This window comes from Myxococcus sp. NMCA1, assembly GCF_026810205.1.
Classification (GTDB): domain Bacteria; phylum Myxococcota; class Myxococcia; order Myxococcales; family Myxococcaceae; genus Myxococcus; species Myxococcus xanthus_A.
The window spans coordinates 5,919,998-5,941,459 of the sequence record NZ_CP113950.1 but is presented as its reverse complement, the minus strand read 5'-3'; the positions used below and the strand labels follow the sequence as shown (position 1 = coordinate 5,941,459).

General features: G+C 69.5%; 18 protein-coding genes. 10 read left to right on the top strand and 8 right to left on the bottom strand.

What is annotated here, in order from left to right:
• Positions 1 to 4: 4 nt before the first annotated feature.
• The 3 genes from OZ403_RS24170 to OZ403_RS24160 all read right to left on the bottom strand — a co-directional run bounded on the left by OZ403_RS24170 (position 5) and on the right by OZ403_RS24160 (position 2,481).
• Positions 5 to 232: a YHS domain-containing protein gene (locus OZ403_RS24170; protein WP_011554678.1), complete on the bottom strand. Its 228-nt coding sequence runs from the start codon at positions 230 to 232 to the stop codon at positions 5 to 7.
• A 183-nt stretch (positions 233 to 415) separates the two neighbouring features.
• Positions 416 to 1,174 carry a hypothetical protein gene (locus OZ403_RS24165; RefSeq protein ID WP_140796567.1) on the bottom strand — a complete coding sequence of 253 codons (759 nt, stop codon included), beginning with the start codon at positions 1,172 to 1,174 and terminating at the stop codon, positions 416 to 418.
• 17 nt (positions 1,175 to 1,191) lie between these two features.
• The gene (locus OZ403_RS24160; protein WP_140799099.1) at positions 1,192 to 2,481 is read right to left on the bottom strand and encodes a hypothetical protein; all 1,290 of its coding nucleotides are present in this window, start codon (positions 2,479 to 2,481) and stop codon (positions 1,192 to 1,194) included.
• 236 nt (positions 2,482 to 2,717) lie between these two features.
• Here OZ403_RS24160 and aspS point away from each other — a divergent pair, with 236 nt between their 5' ends.
• The 5 genes from aspS to OZ403_RS24135 all read left to right on the top strand — a co-directional run bounded on the left by aspS (position 2,718) and on the right by OZ403_RS24135 (position 7,479).
• Positions 2,718 to 4,538: an aspartate--tRNA ligase gene (gene aspS / locus OZ403_RS24155; protein WP_268781838.1), complete on the top strand. Its 1,821-nt coding sequence runs from the start codon at positions 2,718 to 2,720 to the stop codon at positions 4,536 to 4,538.
• A gap of 153 nt (positions 4,539 to 4,691) precedes the next feature.
• The gene (locus tag OZ403_RS24150; RefSeq protein ID WP_140793456.1) at positions 4,692 to 5,618 is read left to right on the top strand and encodes a diacylglycerol/lipid kinase family protein; all 927 of its coding nucleotides are present in this window, start codon (positions 4,692 to 4,694) and stop codon (positions 5,616 to 5,618) included.
• Positions 5,619 to 5,787: 169 nt separating this feature from the next.
• Positions 5,788 to 6,843, top strand: a complete 1,056-nt coding sequence (locus tag OZ403_RS24145; protein WP_268781837.1) for a DUF72 domain-containing protein — start codon at positions 5,788 to 5,790, stop codon at positions 6,841 to 6,843.
• 53 nt (positions 6,844 to 6,896) lie between these two features.
• A complete protein-coding gene (locus OZ403_RS24140; protein WP_140793452.1) occupies positions 6,897 to 7,148 on the top strand; it encodes a hypothetical protein in 252 nt (83 codons plus the stop codon).
• Entirely contained in the window at positions 7,111 to 7,479 is a 369-nt protein-coding gene (locus OZ403_RS24135; RefSeq protein WP_140793450.1) for a Smr/MutS family protein, read from the top strand. Before OZ403_RS24140 ends, OZ403_RS24135 begins: the two co-directional genes overlap by 38 nt.
• On the opposite strand, the gene OZ403_RS24130 is transcribed toward OZ403_RS24135, so the two are convergent.
• The 4 genes from OZ403_RS24130 to OZ403_RS24115 form a co-directional block, all read right to left on the bottom strand.
• Positions 7,461 to 10,223 (bottom strand): SNF2-related protein, encoded by a 2,763-nt coding sequence (locus OZ403_RS24130; RefSeq protein WP_140793448.1) that lies wholly within the window; start codon positions 10,221 to 10,223, stop codon positions 7,461 to 7,463. The genes OZ403_RS24135 and OZ403_RS24130 overlap by 19 nt on opposite strands.
• A 200-nt stretch (positions 10,224 to 10,423) precedes the next feature.
• Positions 10,424 to 11,761 carry a DUF58 domain-containing protein gene (locus tag OZ403_RS24125; protein WP_140793446.1) on the bottom strand — a complete coding sequence of 446 codons (1,338 nt, stop codon included), beginning with the start codon at positions 11,759 to 11,761 and terminating at the stop codon, positions 10,424 to 10,426.
• Entirely contained in the window at positions 11,758 to 12,693 is a 936-nt protein-coding gene (locus OZ403_RS24120; protein WP_011554669.1) for an AAA family ATPase, read from the bottom strand. The genes OZ403_RS24125 and OZ403_RS24120 overlap by 4 nt, the downstream gene beginning before the upstream one ends.
• 67 nt (positions 12,694 to 12,760) lie before the next feature.
• Positions 12,761 to 13,648, bottom strand: coding sequence for a hypothetical protein (locus tag OZ403_RS24115; protein ID WP_237077371.1), 888 nt, complete (start codon positions 13,646 to 13,648; stop codon positions 12,761 to 12,763).
• 110 nt (positions 13,649 to 13,758) lie between these two features.
• On the opposite strand from OZ403_RS24115, the gene OZ403_RS24110 reads away from it, so the two are divergent.
• Positions 13,759 to 15,927, top strand: coding sequence for a peptidylprolyl isomerase (locus OZ403_RS24110; protein ID WP_140799093.1), 2,169 nt, complete (start codon positions 13,759 to 13,761; stop codon positions 15,925 to 15,927).
• A gap of 9 nt (positions 15,928 to 15,936) precedes the next feature.
• Here OZ403_RS24110 and OZ403_RS24105 read toward each other — a convergent pair whose 3' ends face one another.
• Positions 15,937 to 17,052, bottom strand: a complete 1,116-nt coding sequence (locus OZ403_RS24105) for an HD domain-containing phosphohydrolase (protein WP_140799091.1) — start codon at positions 17,050 to 17,052, stop codon at positions 15,937 to 15,939.
• Between the two features lie 237 nt (positions 17,053 to 17,289).
• Between OZ403_RS24105 and OZ403_RS24100 the strand changes: the two genes are divergently transcribed.
• From OZ403_RS24100 to OZ403_RS24085, 4 genes are all read left to right on the top strand, one after another.
• The gene (locus tag OZ403_RS24100) at positions 17,290 to 18,291 is read left to right on the top strand and encodes an NAD(P)H-dependent amine dehydrogenase family protein (protein ID WP_140799089.1); all 1,002 of its coding nucleotides are present in this window, start codon (positions 17,290 to 17,292) and stop codon (positions 18,289 to 18,291) included.
• 14 nt (positions 18,292 to 18,305) lie between these two features.
• Entirely contained in the window at positions 18,306 to 18,755 is a 450-nt protein-coding gene (locus OZ403_RS24095; protein WP_002636736.1) for a MaoC family dehydratase N-terminal domain-containing protein, read from the top strand.
• Positions 18,755 to 19,420, top strand: a complete 666-nt coding sequence (locus tag OZ403_RS24090) for a MaoC family dehydratase (RefSeq protein ID WP_140793438.1) — start codon at positions 18,755 to 18,757, stop codon at positions 19,418 to 19,420. The genes OZ403_RS24095 and OZ403_RS24090 overlap by 1 nt, the downstream gene beginning before the upstream one ends.
• A 168-nt stretch (positions 19,421 to 19,588) precedes the next feature.
• A complete protein-coding gene (locus OZ403_RS24085; RefSeq protein WP_140793437.1) occupies positions 19,589 to 21,433 on the top strand; it encodes an acyl-CoA dehydrogenase in 1,845 nt (614 codons plus the stop codon).
• Positions 21,434 to 21,462 lie beyond the last annotated feature (29 nt).

Sequence of the window (21,462 nt, the reverse complement as noted above, 5' to 3'; positions counted from 1 at the left end):
GCGCTCAGGCAATGCCCCAGCGGACGCGGCCCGGCGTCATCAGCGCGCCGACGCGGGCCAGTTCGTTGAAGCGGAAGCGCTCCGCCTGCCTTTCGAAGGCGTGGCGGCACCGCTCCGAGCAGAAGAAGTAACGGCGCTTCTTGTACTCGGCGGTGGGACGGCCCTCGGGTGTGTCCAAGGTCTTCCCACATACGGGGTCCAAGTGCTGTCCCTGTCCCTGCGCGTTCTTCATCGCTCGCCTCCCAGCCCCCAGGGGAACCCAGGTTCCCGTCCCGGTGGAAATAGGAGCACACGGCGTGCCAATCCCAACTCCTTGAAGTCGCAAGGAGGGGGCACGGGCGAAGAGGGGAGTCGGTGGAAAATCTTCATGGCCGCCCGCCGGATGCAGCGCGGCGAGCGGCCGGTGAAGGCGACTTCAGAAGGCGGTGCCGAGGCTGCCGCCCAGGAAGAAGTCGTTGTGGTAGCCCCGGCGGTAGCCCATGGCCTCCAGCCGGAAGGCGAGGCGGAAGTTACCGGAGGAGGTCAGCCGGGGCCGGCCGCGGAAGCCCACGCCGTACTGGAGCAGCGGCTTGATGCCGCTCACCTTCGTCTCCACCGTGTCGATGGTGATGGTCGACGACGTGTACGCGATGCCGCCACCCGCCTGGGCGAAGAAGCCGAAGTCGGACTTGCCGAGCTTCAGCTCGTAGGCCGGGGCAATGGTGAAGTAGTGGAGGTGCGTCTTGCCCTGGATGAAGTCGGTGCCATCGCTGGTGCCGCCGAACGTCCAGCGCACGTCGGCCCAGAGGGCCTCGCGCAGCGACTCGTTGTCGAGGATGCGGCCGTACTCCCACGTGGCGCGCACGCCCAGGCCCAGGCGCGTCTCCGCGGCCCGGCCGCGCGGGCTGTCCAGGAAGAGGGCGCCGGTGATGAACTCCATGGCCACGCCCAGGTTCGGGTCGTCGAGCCCGGAGAGGGGTTTGAAGCCGTCCTCGCCGTCGTCGTACTCCTGCTCGGAGACGCGGCGGAAGTCGTCCGCCTCGTCCACCTTGGGGCGGACGCGGTCATAGGAGTCGGAGGCGTCGTTGGCGGGCTCCTCGTCCGGGTAGGCGTAGGGGTCGTCCTCGTCCTGGGCCAGGGCGGGGGCGGACAGGGCGAGGCTGCCCAGGGCGCAACGCAAGAGCCACGTCTTCACGGAAGCAGTCCTCATGCTCACAGGTCCAGGCGGGGGCAGGTGGTGCCACCCGCGGCGCTGGGCGGGCACATGTTGGGGTCGTTGCCGACGAGCTGCTCGCGCGGAATCTGGAGGTGGTCCATCAGCTCGTTGCAGACGGCCTCCTTCAGGCGCAGGTCGGTGATGTGGGTGATGATGGCGCTGGCGGCCACGGCCAGGGTGAAGCGGGACTGATCCGCCAGCGTGGCGCGCGCCAGCTGGTAGAGGCCGGGCGTCGTCGTGCTCTCGTCGTTGTACGAGGCGACGATGGCGCGCAGCAGCACGTCGCGCTGACCGGTGGCCTCGCCGGCCTGGTAGAGCGCGCTGGCGAGCAGCGTGCCCACCCGGTACTCGTTGCCGCTGAACGCGCTCAGGTTCTGGTTGTACAGCTGGTTCAGCAGGGACGCGTCCATGCAGCGGTCCACGCGGGCCAGGTCCCGGTCCTCGGTGACTTGCCCGTACAGGTTGCCGTGGAAGGACGTGGAGAAGAAGCGCGTGTCACAGCCCTTGCCGCCCTGGGTCGTCTGACAGGTGGAGCCGTACGCGTGGTAGTCCGCGAGCCCCTCGTCGAAGGACTTGAGGATGTTGGCGCCCGGGCTGGCGCCGGCTTGCTGCCACAGCGAGAGCGCCTCCGGGAACTGCTGGCCGTTGTAGGCCTTCAGGTTGAAGACGCGGTGCGCGTATTCGTGGGCGATGATGCCGGCGTTGATGGCCAGCGGGGCGCGCTGGAGCTTGTCGAAGGGCAGCACCAGAAACGACTCCAGCACGGAGAAGTACATGGCGTTGTCGCTCAGCGGTTTTTTGTCCACGTCCGCGAGCACGAACTCCGGGAAGTAGTACGTGGTGACGGGGTCCTTGAAGTCCGCCGCGGGGATGTTGCCCACGACGCGGAAGTAATCGTAGGCGCGCTCCATGCTGTAGTACGCCGTCACCATGTTCCAGGTGTGGAAGTCGGCCGGCCACAGGACGCCGTCCTGGGAGATGTAGTTGGCGCTGACATCACGGCCGGCGTTCTTGAGCAGCGCGTTGGCGTAGCCCTCCGGCGTGGTGGCGTTGTTCAGGTCCGGGTCCTGGGAGTCGATGACGATGCGCGCGCCTCCCTGGAGGTCGGCCACCGTGCCCTTGAGGCCGACGATGTCGGAGATGGTCTTCAGCTCCACCTCCTGGGGGACGTACTGGCCATTGCTGGAGAGCACCAGGGCACTGACCTTGACGGGCGCGGTCGAATCGGGCGCACAGCCGGCGGCCAGTCCGAGCGCGGCGGTCGAGGCGATGACTGTTCGGAGCATGCCGCCGTTTTACTCCGGACCGCCCGGAACGTGTATTCCCCCTGGCCGTCACATTCGCGAGCACGCCGGCCGGCCGGCCGGTGAGCCCGGGCCTCGCGGGCGGCTTTGGAATCCGGAATCCGCACTGATTCCGACGGTTTGAGACGTACCCGGGGCGCTCGGACTCCTTGACGCGTCGTTTCCGCGATCCGTATGGTGCTTCGCCTTTTCCCCCTTCGAATCCAGCAGGCGGTGCCATGGCAGTCCCGTTCATCTCCGAGGTCAAGCGTACCCACACTTGCGGTCAGCTCACCGCGACCAACGTCGGCGAGGAAGTCGTCCTCTTCGGCTGGGTGCACAACCGCCGAGACCACGGCGGCGCGGTGTTCATCGACCTGCGAGATCGGGATGGCCTCACGCAGGTGGTGTTCGAGCCGGACCACGCGGAGGCGCACGCGCTCGCCGGCAGCCTCCGGCTGGAGTACTGCGTGGGCGTGCGCGGCAAGGTCGTCTCGCGCGGGAAGAACGTGAACCCGAAGATGAAGACGGGTGAAATCGAGGTCCGGGCCAGCGACCTCACCATCTTCAACCGTTCGGAGCCGACGCCGTTCCCCGTCGAGGACAGCATCGACACGTCCGAGGAGAAGCGCCTGGCCCACCGCTTCCTGGACCTGCGCCGCTCGCCGCTCCAGCGCTCGCTGATGACGCGCTCGAAGATGAACGCGCTGACGCGCTCGTACATGGTGGACAACGGGTTCCTGGAGCTGGAGACGCCCTTCATGGGCAAGTACACGCCGGGCGGCGCGCGCAACTTCCTGGTCCCCAGCCGCCTCAACCCGGGCAAGTTCTACGCGCTGGCGGAGAGCCCGCAGCTCTACAAGCAGCTGTTCATGGTGGCGGGCTTCGACCGGTACTTCCAGATCGTGAAGTGCTTCCGCGACGAGGACCTGCGCGTGGACCGGCAGCCGGAGTTCACGCAGATCGACGTGGAGATGAGCTTCGTCACCCAGGACGACATCTTCACGATGATTGAGGGCCTGCTGAAGAAGCTGTGGGGCGACGTGCTGGGCATCGACATCCCCACGCCCTTCATGCGGATGGACTTCTACGAGTCCATGGCGAAGTACGGCAACGACAAGCCGGACCTGCGCTTCGGGCTGGAGCACGTGGTGCTCACCGACCTGATTTGCGAGCACGGCGAGGGCGGCGGCGTCCCGATGATTTGGGAGGCGGTGCAGAACAAGGGCATCGTCAAGGCCATGGTCATCCCCGCGGAGAAGGCGATGAGCCGCGCGGAGAGCGACAAGCTGGAGGAGTTCGCCAAGCAGGCCGGCGCCAAGGGACTGGCCCGCGCGAAGGTGGCGGACGGGGGCGAGTGGACGCAGTCCCCGTTGTCCAAGACGATCAGCCCCGCGCTGCGGCAGGCCATCAACCAGGCCGTGGGCGCGAAGACGGGCGACCTCCTCCTGTTCCAGTTCGGCAAGGAGTCGCTGGTCCACACGGTGATGGCCAACCTGCGCGTGCACGTGGCCAAGAAGCTGGGCCTGATTCCGGAGTACGGCAGCGGCGGCCAGTGGAACTTCCTGTGGGTCGTGAACCCGCCGCTGTTCGAGTACGACGACGAGACGAACACCTGGGCGGCGGCGCACCACGCCTTCACGCGTCCGCACGACGAGGACGTGGCGTACCTGCTCACGGACCCGGGCCGGGTGAAGTGCCACCGCTACGACGTGGTGCTCAACGGCTTCGAGATTGGCGGCGGCTCCATCCGTCTGCATGACCCGAAGGTGCAGGCGGAGGTGTTCAAGGCGCTGGGCATCAGCGACGAGGACGCGCGCGCCAAGTTCGGCTTCCTGCTGGACGCGCTGAAGTTCGGCGCTCCGCCGCACGGCGGCATCGCGCTGGGCATGGACCGGCTGGCCATGCTGCTCACCGGCGCCGAGTCCCTGCGCGACGTGATTCCGTTCCCGAAGTCGAAGACGGGCACCGACCTGATGACGGGCGCCCCTGGCGACGTGGATGACCGGCAGCTGCGCGAGGTCCATGTGCGGCCGGTGCCCGTGGCGCCGAAGGCCTAGTCCGTCAGACGCGAGCCCTCGCCCGCGCGCGCTCCCGCCACCCCCTTTGAGGCGGGGTGGCGGCGGACCCGCCGTGCCCTGAACGTGGCCACGGAGTGGAGTGCCGGTGCACAACCGCGTAAACAGGGAGGGCAAAGGGAGGGGTAGGGCCAGATGAAGACGTTCCTCGTGGTCAATCCGCGCAGCGCCAACGGCCAGACAGGAAAGCGCTGGGCTGAGATTTCCGCGCAGGTAGGCAGGGCGCTGGGCGACTTCGGCCATGGCTTCACCCAGGGCGGCATGGACGCGGCGCGCATCGCCCGCCAGGCCCTCCTGGATGGGTACGAGTGCATCGTCGCGGTGGGTGGCGACGGCACGCTCAACGAAGTCACCAACGGCTTCTTCGAGGACGGCAAGGCGCTGAATCCGAACGCGGCGCTGGGCCTGATTCCTCGGGGCACGGGTGGCGACTTCCGGCGCACCTTCGGGTGGGATTTGGAACTCGCCTCGTCGTTGGAGCGGCTGCGCTCCGGCACGACAGAGCCGTTCGACGTGGGCCGGCTGGAGTTCATCGACAACGCGGGCCAGCCCGCCACGCGCTACTTCGCCAACATCGCCTCGTTTGGCGTGAGCGCGGTGGTGGCCCAGGAGGTCAACCAGAGCAGCAAGGCCCTGGGCGGCCACCTGAGCTTCATGTGGGGCACGTTGAAGGGCCTGGTGAAGTACTCGGAGCGGCAGGTGCGGCTGTCGGTGGACGGGGGCCCGGAAGAGGTGGTGAGTGTCACCGCGGTGGCAGTGGCCAACGGCCGCTACTTCGGCAGCGGCATGTTCGTCGCGCCGGACGCCGTCACCCACGACGGCCTCTTCGACGTCACCATCTGGTCGGGCTACAGCCTGAGCGACTTCGTCCTCAAGTCGAAGGGCGTCTACAACGGCTCGCACGTGAACTGGAAGGGCACGCGCCGCCTGCGCTGCCGCACCCTGCGCGCCGAGCCCGTGGAGGGCGGCGACGTCTTCCTGGACGTGGACGGCGAGACGCCGGGCCGCCTCCCGTGCACCATGACGCTGCTGCCCGGGGCCATCCGCCTCAAGGTGTTGTAGCGCTCGCGCGCCCCGATTCGTCGCCCGGTCGCCTGTCGAGCGACATGGCACTTGGGACGTGGGGCTGGATTGAGGCAACCTCCTGCATCTGGTGGCGTCCGGCGTTAGGTGCGCTGGACGCACGGCACCGTGCCCGCGGTGCCTGCTGTATTGGCCCAGGAGACGCGCCATGCCTCAAGAGCGAGGACCCGCACAGCTCGACCTCTTCACCGGCGCCGCGGTGGAGCCTCCCGTCAAGGGGTGCAAGGGCGCGCAGCCCGTGGAGCCCGCGGCAGTGCCGGAGTCGCTGGCCACGCTGGGGCGGGAGCTGCCGCAGGGCGTGTTCCTCGGGACGTCCTCGTGGACGTTCCCGGGCTGGTCCGGCATCGTCTATGACCATGAGGCCTCCGCCTCGCAGCTCGCGCGCGAGGGACTGGCCGCCTACGCGCACCACCCGGTGCTGCGCACGGTGGGCATCGACCGGACCTTCTACGGCCCCATCTCCTCCAGCGCCTTCGCCGAGTACGCCGCGCAGGTGCCGGACACCTTCCGTTTCCTGGTGAAGGCCCATGAGGTGTGCACCCTGGCTCGCTTCCCGCTGCACGAGCGCTACGGCACGCAGCGGGGACAGACCAATGAGCGCTTCCTCCATGCCGCCTACGCCACGGAGGCCGTCGTCATGCCCTTCGTGGAGGGGCTGGGAGAGAAGGCGGGGCCGCTCGTCTTCCAGTTCCCGCCGCAGGACCCGCAGGCGCTCGGCGGGCCCGCGCGCTTCGTGGAGCGGCTGCACGCCTTCTTCTCCGCGCTGCCGAAGGGGCCGCTGTACGCGGTGGAGCTGCGCAACGAGCAGCTGCTCACGGAGGGGCTGGCACAGGCGCTGGCGGACGTGGGCGTCAGCCCGGTGCTGGCGGTGTGGGCGCACATGCCGCCCGTGGGCCGGCAGGCGAAGCTCACTCGTGCCTTCGAATCCCGCGCGCTGGTGGTGCGGTGGATGCTCCCGCCGGACCTCGGCTACGAGGAGGCGCGCGCGCGTTACGCACCGTTCAACCAGCTGGTGGACGAGGACGTCCCCACGCGCGATGTCCTGGCCCGGGTGTGCCTGGCGGCGCTGCGCCGGGACAAGCCCACCTTCATCACCATCAACAACAAGGCCGAGGGCAGCGCGCCACTGTCCGCTATCAAACTGGCCGAGCGCGTCGTCCTGGGCAGGAGGGAAGAGGCCGAGCGCCAGGCCGCCGCCACCTGAGTGCCACTTGCCACTGAGCACGCGTCTTGCTTACCTGTGGGGCCATGACAGTCATGACGGTTGCGGCACTGGTGGTCCAGCTGATGTCCGCAGGGGGCGCAGGCGCCCAGGGCGAGCAGGCAGCCGGGCGCCAGCAAGGCGACCCGGGCAGCATCTCCACGAACCTCTCCGCGCTGAAGGGCGAAGTCTCATCGCTGTCCGAGCGCTTCAAGGCCGCCCGCGAGCGGCGCCGCTTGCAGGCGGAGAAGGAGAAGCAGGAGTGGGAGCGTGAGCCGAAGGCGCCTGCCCGTCCTGGGCGCGAATGAGCCGCCGCTCCCGCCCGAAGGGCCGGAGCCGCCGCCTTCCGAGGACGAGGCTGTAGAAATTCCCATTGATGGGAACCTGGACCTGCACCTCTTCCACCCGCGCGATGTGAAGGACCTGGTGGTGGAGTACCTCTGGGCGTGCCGGCAGAAGGGCGTCCTGGACGTGCGCATCATCCACGGCAAGGGCACCGGCGCGCTGAGGCGCACCGTGCAGTCGCTGCTTCCCCGGCTGCCCGAGGTGGAGTCGTTCCGTTCCGCGGGCGAAGGGGACGGAGGCTGGGGCGCGACGTGGGTGCGTCTGCGCCCGGCGGACTACGACAGCCAGAAGTAGGCGGAGGCGATGAGGGAGCGCTTCTCCGTCACCTTCCCCTTGTTGGCCAGCTCCGCCAACTGCCGGTCCTTGGAGGCGTAGCGCTTCTCCTCCTCGTTGCGGAGTGAGGACAGCTTGCGGCGGTACTCGCGCTCCATCCGGTCGGAGTGGGCGCGGGCCTTGGCCTTGTCGGCGATGTCCTCGGCCAGCCCCACCTGCTTGCGTGCCTCAATCCACGTCTGCCGCGCGGCTTCCACGGCCTCGCGCGACTCCATGAGGCAGTCCTCGACGTAGCGGTCCGCGCGCTCCTTGGCCTTGTCCAGCTCCAGGGCGTTGCGCCGCTCCGCGGCCCGGACGATTTCGTCCTTCGCCGCCATCAGCGCCTGCTCCTGCATCAGCTGCACGGACACCGGCGCGGGCTGACGCCGGCGCTCCGGCTTCGCCGCCAGCTTCACGAAGTGCGCGCCGTCCGCCATGGGCAGTGCGCGGAAGCCGTCCCTGTCGCGCACGAGCACCAGGTGGGCCAGCTTCTCCTCGGGCTTGAGGCCGGTCGTCTCGAACTTGTACGCGAACCACCAGCCCTCGCCGCCCGCGAGCCGCGCCAGCCGTGAGGGCAGTCCCGCCGCGTCGAGCTGCAGGTAGCTCACCGCGTCCTGGGTACGCTCCTTGACGGCATAGGCGGCCTTGGCCACCTCCAGCCGCCCCGAGTTGCGGCTGCCCAGCACGGAAGCGGTGAGGGCACGAGCCTCCTGCTGGCGCTTGGCCAGGGCCTCCTTCGTCTGCTCGTTCTGTCCGCGGAGCCGGCGCCGCACGTCGCCGTCGAAGCGCTCCAGCACTACCGAGCGCATCTCCGTCATGCGCTGGCTGATGCGGCCTTCCAACTCCTCGCGGAGCTTGTCGAAGGCGATGTTGATGTCCTCGGGCTTCCGGCAGGACTGGTAGATGTCCAGGATGCGCCGCTCGAAGTCGACGCCGCTCTCCAGCGCGCCCAGGATTTCGTCGGACGCGCCGAACACGCCGTCGAAGAGGTTCAACTTCTTCTCCAGCAGCTCGAAGAGGCGGGCGTCCGCCGCGTTCATCCGGTTGAGGAAGTTGATGACCAGCACGTCCCGCTGCTGGCCGTACCGGTGGCAGCGGCCGATGCGCTGCTCCACGCGCTGCGGGTTCCAGGGCAGGTCGTAGTTCACCACCAGGTTGCAGAACTGGAGGTTGAGGCCCTCGGCGCCCGCCTCGGTGCAGATGAGAATCTGCGTGCGGTTGCGGAACTCCTCCACCAGCGCGCGCCGGTCCTCGGGCGTGCCCGCGTCCCCCGACAGCAGGGAAATCTTCCCCTGGTAGCCGCTCTCCGACAGGAGGTTGAAGAGGTACTGCTGCGTGCGCTTGGACTCGGTGAAGATGAGCGCCTTCTCCGGCCAGCCGTGCGACTTCATCACGGCGAAGGTCCGGTCCAGGCCGCGCTTGAGCGCCTCGCCCTTGGCGTTGACCTTGATGGAGTCCGCCAGGTCCGCGTACTGGCGCAGCTCCCAGACCTCCTGCTCCAGCGCGCGGACGTTGGGGGCCTTGGCCGGGTCGTCCGACCACTCCTCGCCCTCCTCGACGAACTGCTTGGCCTCCTCGGGCTCGAACATCGCCAGGGCCTGCTGGCCCAGCTTCGCCGCCTGGAGCCGCTTCTCCAGGTTGTCCGACAGGCGGCGCAGGGTGGGGGCGATGGCGTAGGTGGAGGACGCCAGCAGCTTGCGGTAGCAGAGCGTCAGCAGCGTCTTCTTGCCGGGTTCAATCGCCGCGGCCTCGGAGCGCTGGAGGTACTCGCTGACCTTCTCGTAGAGGTCGTGCTCCTCGGGGGAGGGGGTGAAGTCCTCCACGATGGAGCGGCGGTTGGTGTAGCGGACGTACTCCCGCACCTGCCGGCGCAGGGTGCGCTGCACCACGGGGGCCAGCCGCTCCTTCAGCTCGATGGCGGCGGCCTCGGGCATGCCGCCGGCCTCGTCCGCCCGGTAGCGGCTGCGGAAGGCGTGCTCGGGGCCGAGAATCTGCTCGTCCAGCAGCGACATCAGCCCGAACAGCTCCATCAGGTCGTTCTGGAGCGGGGTGGCGGTCAGCAGCAGCTTGGGCTTGCCGGCCAGGGACGCCCTCAGCGCCTGCCCCATCTTGTTGTTGGGCCGGTGCGCGTTGCGCAGGCGGTGGGCCTCGTCGATGACCACCAGGTCCCAGGGAATCTCCGACGTCAGGTGCGCCTTGTTCGCCGCGAAGGGGTGCGAGCAGATGACGGGGAAGGGCTGGTCGAAGCAGTTCCCGGTGGCGCGCACGGTGCGGCCGTCCACCAGGACGCTGTCCAGGTCGAACTTCTCCCGCAGCTCGCTGTTCCACTGCGCGCGCAGCGTGGCGGGCGCCATGATGAGGATGCGCGACTTTCCCTCGGCCATCAGCTGGGCGATGACGAGCCCCGCCTCGATGGTCTTCCCCAGGCCGACCTCGTCGCCCAGCATGCAGCCGCCACGCGACAGCGAGTCGAGCGCGAACATGGCGCCTTCGACCTGATGCGGGTTGAGGTCCACCTTCGCTTCTGACAGCGCTCCCGCCAGCCGTTGCTGCGTGTCACCGCTGCGGGCCAGCAGTTCCTCCGCCAGCAGCCGTTCATGGAAGGGCGTCAACGCCGTGGGTGCCGCCGCCGACTCGGACTCCATCCGTGCCGCCACCGCCGCCGCCGCGTCCGCCTCAACCTCCACCCTGAATCCCCTCGCGACCTCCGCCAAGACCGTCTCCATCCGTGGTGTTTTCGAGGTCGCCCGCCGTCACGGCGAGCGAGGACCGGCCATTTTGTTGACGCGCGCCTATCTGTAAAGGGGGTCGTGTCCGAGGCCGAAAAATCGGCCTCCGCGCGATTGGCATGCTTCTTTGCGAGCGGCGTCGATACACGATGACTGCACGCTGCGTACAAAACTTTCGCTGGACTTGACGCAGAGGCCTAGAGCAGTCCGCGCGCCTTCACGTCCAGATAGGCGTTGAGCGTGGCCGCGCCGAAGCCGCGCGCGGGGGCTCGGATCACCAGCGCGCCCGCGTCCCGCAGGGTGGTGGCCGTCCGCCGGTACTCCGTCTCCAGCCGTGCCGCGGCCTGGCGCGCGTAGGCATCCTGCGTCTGCGCGGGCACGCCGTGGGCCGCCGCCTGGACGTCCTCGTCCAACAGTGAGGCGACGACGGGCAGGTGCCGGGGGCGCAGCGCCAGCGTGCGCGTGAGGAGGCTGGCGGAGGCGTCCGGGTCCACCAGGTCCGTGAACAGCACCACCAGGGCGCGCCGCGTCTGGCGTGCGAAGGCGAAGTCGAAGGCGCGGCCGTAGTCGCTCTCCTCGAGCGCGGCCTCGGTGCGGTAGAGCGATTCGGTGATGAGCCGCAGGTGCTCGCGGCCCTTGCGTGGCGGCAGGTAGGCCCGCACGCCGCTGGCGAACGCCAGCACGCCGACCACGTCACCGGCCTCCAGGCCCACGCGCGCCAGCCGCAGCGCCGCGTCCACCGCATGGTCCAGCTTGCGCCGCTCCTGGATGCGGCCCGCCATGTGCCGGCCGCAGTCGAGCAGCAGGAGCACCGGCTGGTGCTGCTCCGGCTGCCACGTGCGCACCAGGGTGTGGGCGTGGCGCGCGGATGCCTTCCAGTCGATGTGGCGGTAGTCGTCGCCGGGGCGGTACTCGCGCAGCGACTCGAACTCCCGGCCCTCGGAGGCGCGCCGCCGCTGCGTGCGCGCGGAAGGGGCGTCCGAGGCGTGGGCCAGCGCCAGTGCCTCGCGGGTGAGCGCGGTGAGGTCCGGGTACACCTTGACGTCCATCGTCGCGGGGACGCGGACCTGTCGCGCGCACAGGCCCAGGGGGCCTCGCAGCCTCAAGTGCACGTCCCCGAAGCGGGCGTCACCCCGCGAAGGCGGCGTGACGAAGTAGGTGAACTCCTGGGGCGTGGCCCGTGCCGCGGGCAGGGTGAGGGATTGCCTGTGCCCGCTGCTGGCCATGTCCTCGGGCGGCTCGTCGCGGACCTCCACGTGCAGCGGCGCGGTGCCGGTGTCCTGGCGCTCCAGCGCCACGTGCACGGCGTTGCGCGTGCCGGAGGAGAGGACGGGCTCCACGCGCCGCCAGACGCGGACGCTCTCCGCGCGCGGGGCCCGGAGGAAGTCCACGACGCAGAGGGCCAGCACGGCCACGTCCGTCGCCAGCGCGAGCCAGCCGAACGCGGGGCTGGCCACCGCGAGCGCCGCCGGGAGGAGTCCCGCCGCCAGCAGGGCCACGGCGAGGCCGGTGGGGACGGGGCGCCCGGCGCTCACCGGGGCACTCGGACCCGCTCGAGCGTCTGCTTCAGCACGTCGTCCGCGGTGATGCCTTCCACCTCGGCCTCGGCCTTGAGGAGCAGGCGGTGGTTGAGGACGCTGAAGGTGACGGCCTTGACGTCATCCGGGGTGACGAAGTCCGTGCCCATCAGCGCGGCGCGGGCCTTGGATGCCGCGAGCAGCGCCTGGGCCGAGCGGGGGCTGGCACCCAGGCGCACGCGCGGGTTGGTGCGCGTCTCCCGGACGATGGCCACCACGTACTGGATGATGGAGTCGTCACACGACACTCGGGCGGCGCGCGACTGGAGCTCCAGCAGCGTGGGCGCATCCAGCACCTGGCGGGTGGTGGCCGGCTTGCCTTCGCGCTGGTGGAAGGCGCGGAGCATAGTCGTCTCCGCCGAGGCCTCCGGGTAGCCCACGCGCACGCGCATGAGGAAGCGGTCCAACTGGGCCTCCGGCAGCGGGTAGGTGCCCTCCAGCTCCAGGGGGTTCTGTGTGGCCACCACGAAGAAGTGGGGCGGCAGCGCGTGGGACACGCCGTCGATGGTGACCTGCCGCTCCTCCATGGCCTCCAGGAGCGCGGCCTGCGTCTTGGGCGGGGTGCGGTTGATTTCGTCCGCGACCACCACCTCCGTGAAGATGGGTCCCTTCACGAGGCGGAAGGCGTGGTCCTGGGGCTGGAAGACGTTGGTGCCCAGGATGTCCGCCGGCATCAGGTCCGGGGTGAACTGGATGCGCGTGAAGAGCAGCCCCAGCGCGCCGGCCATGCTGCGCGCGGTGAGCGTCTTGGCCACGCCGGGCACGCCCTCCAGCAGCACGTGGCCGCGCGCGAGGAAGGCCGTCACCAGGTCCTCCAGCACGCGCTGCTGTCCGAAGACGGCCGCGTCGAGCGCGGCGGTGAGACGGGAGAGGGGAGAGGCGTCGGACATGGTGGCCGGTGACGCTAGCCCGCTGCCGCGGAGGGCGGCAGCGCTTTTTCATTCGAGGCGCGGAGGCTCAGTGCGAGGACTGGCCCTTGAGCCCCAGCAGCGTGCCGCCCAGCGTGGCGACCGCGCCCAGGATGGCAACGTAGACGCCGAAGCTGGGCGACGAGTTCATCATCTCCGAGTTGCCGATGGGCGTGGGCACCATCGTCGTGTCGGACGACACCTTGATGAACACGACGCACCAGATGAGGCACACGATGCTGACGATGAGCTGGCCCATCCACGGCACCACCGGGTTCACGTTCGGGAACGAGCCCTTGACGCGCACCGTGACGGCCGTGAGCAGGAGGATGGACATGATGAAGGCGCCGCAGCCCGGGCTCATCAGGCCGAGCACGTCTCCATCCACCGCCGTCTCCTTCCACGGAAGGAAGCACGACATCAGCACCACCGCCGCGCCCCAGAACGCGACCTTGTCGCCACCCTGGAGCTGAGCGAACAGCTCCTTCGCGTCACGGATGAGCTCATCCGGGTCGGTGACGGCGCTGCCCCGGTCGTCCGAGCCCGAGCGGTCCCAGGGGTCCACCGAGGCCGCGGGCTCGGGAGCGGGAGCTTTGCGAGGCGCGGGCCGAGGTGCCGCTGCACGCGCCGCGCGCTGCTGCGGCGCACTGCGGGCGACGTCCTCCATGCTCCGGATGTTGGTGGAGTCCGAGTCGGGCGGCGGCGCGGCCGCGGCGGCGGGCCGGCTTCCAGACTTGCCTGTGGCCGGGCGTGGGCGTCGCGGAGGAGGCGGCTTGGCGGCTCGGCGGGGGTCCTCCGCCGCGTCCGTGGACTCCTCAGGCGCTTCGGCCGGCGGTTCCCCCGAGAGGAACGAGCCATCGATGATGTAATCGCAGACGGAACAGATGGACGTGTTGGCGGCTACCTTCGAGCCGCAGCCAGGGCAGTTCAGGACCAACGCTCCCGCGGAGAGAATCCGCTTTCCATCTTCGGAGCGCCGGCCGTGCGTGTCAAACCCCTGCGGCCTAACCCCTGGATTTTCGCGGGGAATTGACCTAGGCCCGCGCCATGCGCCGCTCGCACTTCGCCCGTGCCCTGTCGACCTGTGTCGTCGCTCTCTCTCTGCTGTCCGGATGCGTCCGTTCCGTGCCACCGGTGAAGCCGCCACCCGTGGACGCGCAGACGATCGAGCGCATCCAGGCGTGGGAGGACGCGCGCTCGCTGGGAAATGGGGCCCTGGTTTCGCTCGCCGCCAGTGCACCAGACGCACGGGTGCGTGCTCGGGCCCTGCGGGCGCTGGCGCGAATCCAGGACCCGGCCACCCTGGAGACCGTCATCGCGGGGCTGAAGGATGAGGACTCGGCGGTACGTGGCGAGGCCGCCTTCGCCGCGGGCGTGCTCGCCCTCTCCTGGGAGCCCCTGGTGGATGCCGAGCTCGCGGCGTTGGAGAAGGCGCTGTTGGACGCCGGGCGGACGGAACGCGACGCGGACGTGCGGCGGACGGTGGTGGAGGCCGTAGGCCGGCTGGGGACGCCCGGGGCCGTGGCGTGGTTGTCCGAGCGGATGCGCGAAGCGGATGGGGTGGAGGCGGCCCAGGTCACGCAGGCGTTGGGCGTCCTCGCGCGCACCCGCGGCGCGGCGGTGGTTGCCCAGGTGCCCCTGGCGCCAGCGGAGGCGCTGCTCGCGGCCGAGCGGCCGGTGGAGGCGCGTCAGGCGGGGGCCTATTTCCTCGCCACCGTGAAGCGGCCCGAGGCCCTGCCCGCGCTGCGCCGCTGCCTGGGCGACTCGGACGCGGACGTGCGGGCCTCGTGCGCGAAGGGCTTCGGAGACGTGGGTGGTCCCGAGGATGCCGTGGTCCTCGGGCAGCTCTTGGAGGACACGGTTCCGCGTGTGGCGGCGGAGGCGGCGCGCTCGCTCGCGAAGCTGGCGGCGGCTTGCAGTGGACCGTGTACCGCGGTGGATGCGCTGGAGGCCTTGGTGGCGCGAGCCAAGCGCGTGGCTCGGGGCATGGCGCCTCCAGCGGCGGCTGGGGCTTCGGCGCCGGAGGGCGCGAAGGCGCCGGTGGAGACGTTGGCGCGGTCGTCGGAGGGACACGCGCTGTTGGCGCTGGCGCAGCAGGGCCTGCCCGCCTTTGGCCGTCCCGTCCTGGAGTCGCTGCGGCTCGCGCTGGCGGACGCGGAGCGGGGTGCGGCCTCGGACGTAGCGCGTGCGGACCTGGCCTGGCTGGACTGCCGGCTGGCGGCGGCGATGGACCGGCAGGAGGGAGCGCTGAAGGAAGTCATGGGCTGCGGCTATGGGCGCGTGCCCGAGGCGCGCCGGTTGGCGCTGGGGCTGCGGGAGGTGGCTCAGTCGAAGGGGCAGGGAGGAGCGGGCTTCGCGGTGAAGTACCTGCGTCACCCCGAGGCGCGTGTGCGCCTGACGGCGCTGGAAGCCGTGTCCGCGCGGCCCGTGCCCGAGGCGGCGGCGCCGGTGCGTGAGCTCATCGAAGGCGAAGATGAAGTGGTGGCGGGCGCGGCGGCGGCGACCGCGGGTGTGTTCAAGGACGCGGCCGCGTTGCCTGCCGTGGAGGCGCTGGCGGCGCGTGTGCCGCAGACGCCGGGAGACCTGGCCGAGCCGGTGGCGGGCGCGCTGGTGGCGCTGCAGGGCCCGGCCGCCGAGCCCCGACTGCGTGAATGGCTGATGCACCCGCACGCCAACGTGCGGCGCGTGGCGGCGCAGGCCCTCACGCAGTTGACGGGGCAGCGCGTGCGCTCGGCGCGCGTGGAGCTGCCCGCGAACACCTTCCGGCCCGTGGCCGCCCCGGCGCGCGCGGGGCTCGTGCTGCGCACCGACAAGGGGGACATCACCGTGCGGCTGGACGTGGACGAGGCGCCCCTCACGTCGGGCAACCTCCACGCGCTGGCGCGCAAGGGCTACTTCAACGGCGTCACCTTCCACCGCGTGGTGCCGGACTTCGTCGCGCAGGGCGGAGACCCGCGCGGGGACGGTGAGGGCGGGCCGGGGTACTCCATCCGCTGCGAGATGACGCGTCGGCCCTACGGACGAGGCACCCTGGGCATGGCCCTGGCCGGGAAGGACACCGGCGGCAGCCAGTTCTTCTTCACCCACGCCCCGCAGCCGCACCTGGACGGCCGCTACACGGCCTTCGGCGAGGTGGTGTCCGGCATGGACGTGGTGGACGCCCTCCTGGAAGGGGACGTCATCCGCGAAGTTCGCGCGGTGGAGCTGGCGCCCTGAAGCGTTGACTCAGGCGCCGCTGGCACGGGCCAGGGGCGCGGGAGGCCCGAGCGGGTCGCTGTTCCAGCGCTCGTTCTCCGCCGCTTCCAAGGCCTCGACTTCCTGGCGGATGCGCTGCCACTCCGTCTCCGGAATGTTGAGGAAGGCCTCCGCCAGCGCCGGGTCGAACTGGGTGCCCGCGCAGCGGCGGATTTCATCCCGCGCGACGCTCATGGGCCGGCCCTTGCGGTAGGGGCGGTCGGACGTAATCGCATCCACCGTGTCCGCGAGGCAGAAGATGCGCGCGCCCAGGACGATGTCCTCTCCCGCCAGGTTCTGCGGGTAGCCCTTGCCGTCCCACCGCTCCTGGTGCTGGAGCACGATGAGCGCCGCTTCGTGCAGGTAGGGCATCTTCGCCAGCATCCGGTAACCGAACTCCGGGTGCTTGCGCATCTCCACCCATTCATCCGGCGTGAGCGGACCGGGCTTGAGCAGGATGGAGTCGCGCACGCCAATCTTCCCGATGTCGTGCAGCAGCGCGCCTTGCTCCACCACGTCCAGCGCGCCTCCCGTCATCCCCACCTCCTGGGCCAGCCGGCGGGAGTAGAGCGACACGCGGCGCGAGTGCCACTGCGTCTCCGTGTCGCGGTAGTCCAGGGCGCTGATGAGCCCGTCGAGCAGCCCCGCGGTGCGCTCCACCACCCGCCGCTCCAGGTCGCGGTTGATGGCCACCAGCTCGGCGTTCTTCTCCGCGACCTCGCGCGACAGCCGCTCGTTGGCGTCCACCAGGCGGTAGTGAGCGAAGGCCTGCCGGACGCTGCTCGTCAGGTCGCTGAGTGACCAGGGCTTGCCCAGCAGCCGGAAGACCTCGCCGCGGTTGACCGCTTCGGAGGCGGTGCGGAAGTCCGCCGCCGCCGTCAGCATCAGCCGCACCGCCTTGGGGTTCTTCTCCCGAAGGGCGCCAAGCAGTTCGATGCCGTTGAGGTACGGCATCATGAAGTCCGTCAGGACGACCTGGAAGCCAACCTCCCGGGCCGCCACCGCCGGGTCGCTGTGGGTGACGACGTCGTACCCCTCTGCCTGGAGGATGCGTGACAGGGCGGCCAGGATGAGGACGTCGTCGTCCACGACGAGGATGCGATCCATGCCCGATGTGCCTCCAGGACAGCGTGCTTGTACAGCTTTATACACGCCGCTACGCACCCCCAAAAGACCCCCTAGGCGGGTTATGCGCTTCTAAGTCATGGAAATCCTTGGAGGTTCTTCCATTCAGGAAGAGAGGTAGAACCACGTCACGCTTGCCTGCCCGCCAAGGTGTGATTTATGGTGCGCGGCAACGCTGGACTGTATCGCTAACCCCTTGGAATCGTGGAGCAATCTCCGATGGCAAAAGCCCCGGAAGGGCCCGTGCCGGTGGTGGTGATGGGGCTGGGGTTCATCGGTCAGGAAATTGCCCGGGCTGCGATGTCTTCACCTGAGGTGGAGCTCATCGGGGCCGTCGACGTGCAATCCGGCCTGGTGGGTCGCCCCTTGGGTGATGTCCTGGGAGGCCCCGCCCCTCGTGTGAAGGTCTCCGCCTCGCTGGCGCAGGCCGTGGGCAGACGCAAGGGCGTGGTGGTGCTGCATGCCACCGGCTCGCGGCTGCCCAAGGTGTTCGACCAGGTGATGGAGGCGGTGAAGCTCGGACTGCCCGTGGCCAGCACGTGTGAGGAGCTGGCCTTCCCGCATCTGAAGTACCCGGAGCTGGCGGACGAACTGGACCAGGCGGCGCAGAAGGCGGGCGTCGCGGTGGTGGGCACCGGCGTCAATCCGGGCTTCGTGCTGGATCGTCTGGTCGCGGTTGCCGGACAAGTCTGTGGTCCGGTCCGTCGTGCCACCGTCACTCGCGTGGTGGATGCGCGGACCCGGCGCGAGGCCTTGCAGCGGACGGTGGGCGCGGGGCTGACGGAGGAGGAGTTCTTCGAGTTGGTGGACAGTGAGCAACTGGGCCACGTTGGCCTTGTTGAGTCCGCGGCGCTCGCGGCCCTCGGCCTGGGGCTGGATTGCGACGACTTCGAAGAAGAAGTAGCCCCCGTGTTCGCCGAGGAGGACATCTCTGGCGGCGCGTTTCCCGTCAGGAAGGGAAGGGTGGCTGGCATGTTCCAGTCCGTGGTGGGGTTGGAGGATGGACAGGAACGGGTGCGGCTGGAGCTGACCATCGCGGTGGGGGCGGATGACCCCAAGGACCGTATCGAAATCGACGCTGACCCGAAGCTGGTGTTGGAAATCCCGGGGGGAGTGGCGGGCGACCGGGCCACCGCGAATGCGCTGGTGAATGCCGCGCCACGCTTGACGGCCGCCGAAGCCGGGCTCCTCACGGTGCTCGAGCTTCCGGCCGGACGCTAGAGTCAGGAGAGGAAATGCTGGACAAGAACGCGATCGGCCGCGCCTCGCCGCCGACGCTGAACGAGGTCGAAAAGGGCGCCATCCGTCGGTTCGCGGAGGCCATCGGGGACTACAACCCCATCTACTACGATGAGGAGTACGCCCGGGCATCGGGGTACCCCACCATCATCGCGCCCCCCACGTTCCCCGCGTCCTTCCACTCGGCGGCGGACCTGCGGGAGCTGTTGGGCGTGGGCATCAAGAGCCTGCTCCACGCGGAGCAGGGCTTCGACTACGAGCGGCCCATCTTCGCGGGGGACCGCATCTACGTCTCCACGCGCGTCTCCGACGTCTTCGAGCGTCCGGGCATGTCCGGGAAGATGGACATCGCGGTCATCGAGGACGAAGGCCGTGACGAGGAAGGCAACCTCGTGTTCCGCGCCCGCCGGACGCTGGTGGTCCGCGCCGCCAAGGAGACCCCGTGATGCCCGCGCGCAAGTTGTACTTCGAAGCCATCCGCGTCGGGGACGAACTGCCCGCGCTGGCCAAGGCGCCCGTCGACCGCGTCCAGCTGTCGCGCTACGCCGGTGCGTCCGGAGACTTCAACCCGGTCCACGTGGACGAGCTCTACGCCAAGAGCGTGGGCATGCCGAGCGTCTACGCGCCCGGAATGCTCGTCATGGGCATGCTCGGTCAGCTCATCAGCGACTGGGCCCGGGGCGGGCAGATGCGGCGCTACAACGTGCGCTTCATCAAGATGGTGTGGCCGGGTGACACCGTCGTCTGCAAGGGCCGCGTGAGCGACCGGCACGGCTCCGGGGGCCGCTACTTCGTCGAAATCGACCTCTGGGCGGAGAACCAGAAGGGCGAACTGGTGATGAAGGGCTCCTCGCAGATCCAGCTCTTCTACTCGCTGGAGGACGAGAACCGGCAGCGCTCCGGCCAGTCCCCCATCGTGGTGGAGGTGCCTCGGGAGAGCCTGAGCAACGCCAACGCCGCCGCACCCGCCACCAGCGCCGCAGCTCCCAGCGAGGAGGGCGACGAGGCGGACGAGCGCCGCGAGGGCGTCACCTCCAAGAAGACGGTTCCTCGGGAAAAGCCGGCGGCCAAGACAGCCACGCTTCCCTCCGCCAAGAAGGCGAAGAAGTAGGCAGACGCACCGCGTCTCGAGGGGCGGTTCTGACGGCCCCTCAACGCGAGGTGTCATTCGGGGTTGACTCAAAAATCAGTCGCCGCCACACTTCCTGCGTCTCAACGCGCCGCTGACCTCATCCTTTTTCACCGAGGGCGGGCAGCGAGCCGTCACGCAGGAGTGGCCATGTCCGCCGGGATCAACACCTACAAGACCGACCTTCGAGAGATCTTCTTCACGCTGTTCGAGCAGTTCGGCTTCGGCCAGGTGGCCGGCCAGGCGCCGTTCGATGCCTGGGGTCCGGACGAAGCGAAGGCGGTGCTGTCGGAGACGTACCGCTTTGCGCGCGAGGTGCTCGGACCCCTCAACTCGGTGGGCGATCGGGAGGGCTGCCGGGTGGAGAACGGCGCCGTCTTCACGCCGACGGGCTTCAAGGACGCGTGGAAGAAGCTCTACGAGCAGGGCTTCAAGACGGTGGGCGTGAGCCCGGAGCACGGCGGCCAGGGCTCGCCGATGATGCTCCAGGTGACGGTGGAGGAGCTGCTGTCGGGCGCCAACTCGGCGTTCAACATGTACCCCGGCCTGGCCTTCGGCGCGGCGGAAGTTGTCGCGGAGTGCGGCACGCCCGCGCAGCAGAAACAGTTCGTGGAGCGCATGCTCAACGGCACGTGGGGCGGCACCATGTGCCTCACCGAGCCGCACGCCGGCTCCGACGTGGGCGCGGCCAAGTCGACGGCCCGCCGCAACGGCGACGGCACCTACAACATCCGCGGGACGAAGATCTTCATCTCCGGCGGCGACCACGACATGGCGGAGAACATCATCCACCTCGTGCTCGCGCGCATCGACGGCGCGTCGCCGGGCACCAAGGGCCTGTCGCTATTCATCGTCCCCAAGCTGCGCATCAACGCGGACGGCAGCTCGGGCCAGCCCAACGACGTGGGCGTGGGCTCCATCGAGCACAAGATGGGCATCAACGGCTCGGCCACCTGTGTCATCAACTTCGGTGAGAGCGACAACTGTGTCGGCGAGCTCGTGGGCACCGTCGAGCACGTCGGCATGAGCCAGATGTTCAAGATGATGAACGGCGCGCGCATCGCCGTGGGCATCCAGGGCATCGGGCTGGCGTCCGCCGCGTACTACAACGCGCTGGACTACGCGAAGGACCGCAAGCAGGGCTCCCACTTCACCAAGTGGAAGGACCCCACCGCGCCCCGCGCCGCCATCATCGAGCACCCGGATGTCCGCCGCATGCTGCTGGACATCAAGGCGCACGTGGAGGGCATCCGCTCGCTGATCATCAAGTTGGCCATGCACCTGGACAAGGCGCGCCAGCTGGCCGGCAAGGACGACGACGCGGCCACGTACCACAAGGGCCAGGTGGAGCTGCTCACCCCGCTGGTGAAGGCCTACAGCTCCGAGCAGGCGTTCCGCCTGTGCGCGCAGGCCATCCAGATCTACGGCGGCGCCGGCTACATCCAGGACTACCCGGTGGAGCAGTACACCCGCGACTCGAAGATCTTCTCCATCTACGAGGGCACCACCCACATCCAGGCCATGGACCTGGTGGGCCGGAAGATGGGCCAGGCGGGTGGCATGCACTTCCAGCAGTTCATGGGCGACGTGGGCTCCTTCATCGAGGCCCACCGCGAGCACGCCGTCTACGGCGAGGCCGTGAAGTCCCTGGCCGCGGCGCAGGAGGCCCTGATGGCCAGCGCCATGGTGGTGTTCGGCTGGTCGCAGGACGGCAGCAAGTTCCCGCTGATTCCGCTGTCCGCCAACCGCTTCCTCAACATGATGTCCGAGGTCGCCGTGGGCTGGCTGCTGCTGGACGCGGCCCTCATCGCGGAGAAGGCGAAGGCCTCCGTCTCCGCCGACCACCCGGACCACGCCTTCTACGAGGGCAAGAAGTACAGCGCCCTCTGGTACGCGCGGAACGTGCTGCCCAACGTGGAGCAGGCGGCGAAGATGCTCACCATCGAGGACACCTCGCCCATGGACATCTCGGACGCCGCCTTCGCGTCCGTCTGAGTCCGCGCCCCGCTGAAACGCGGGGCGCC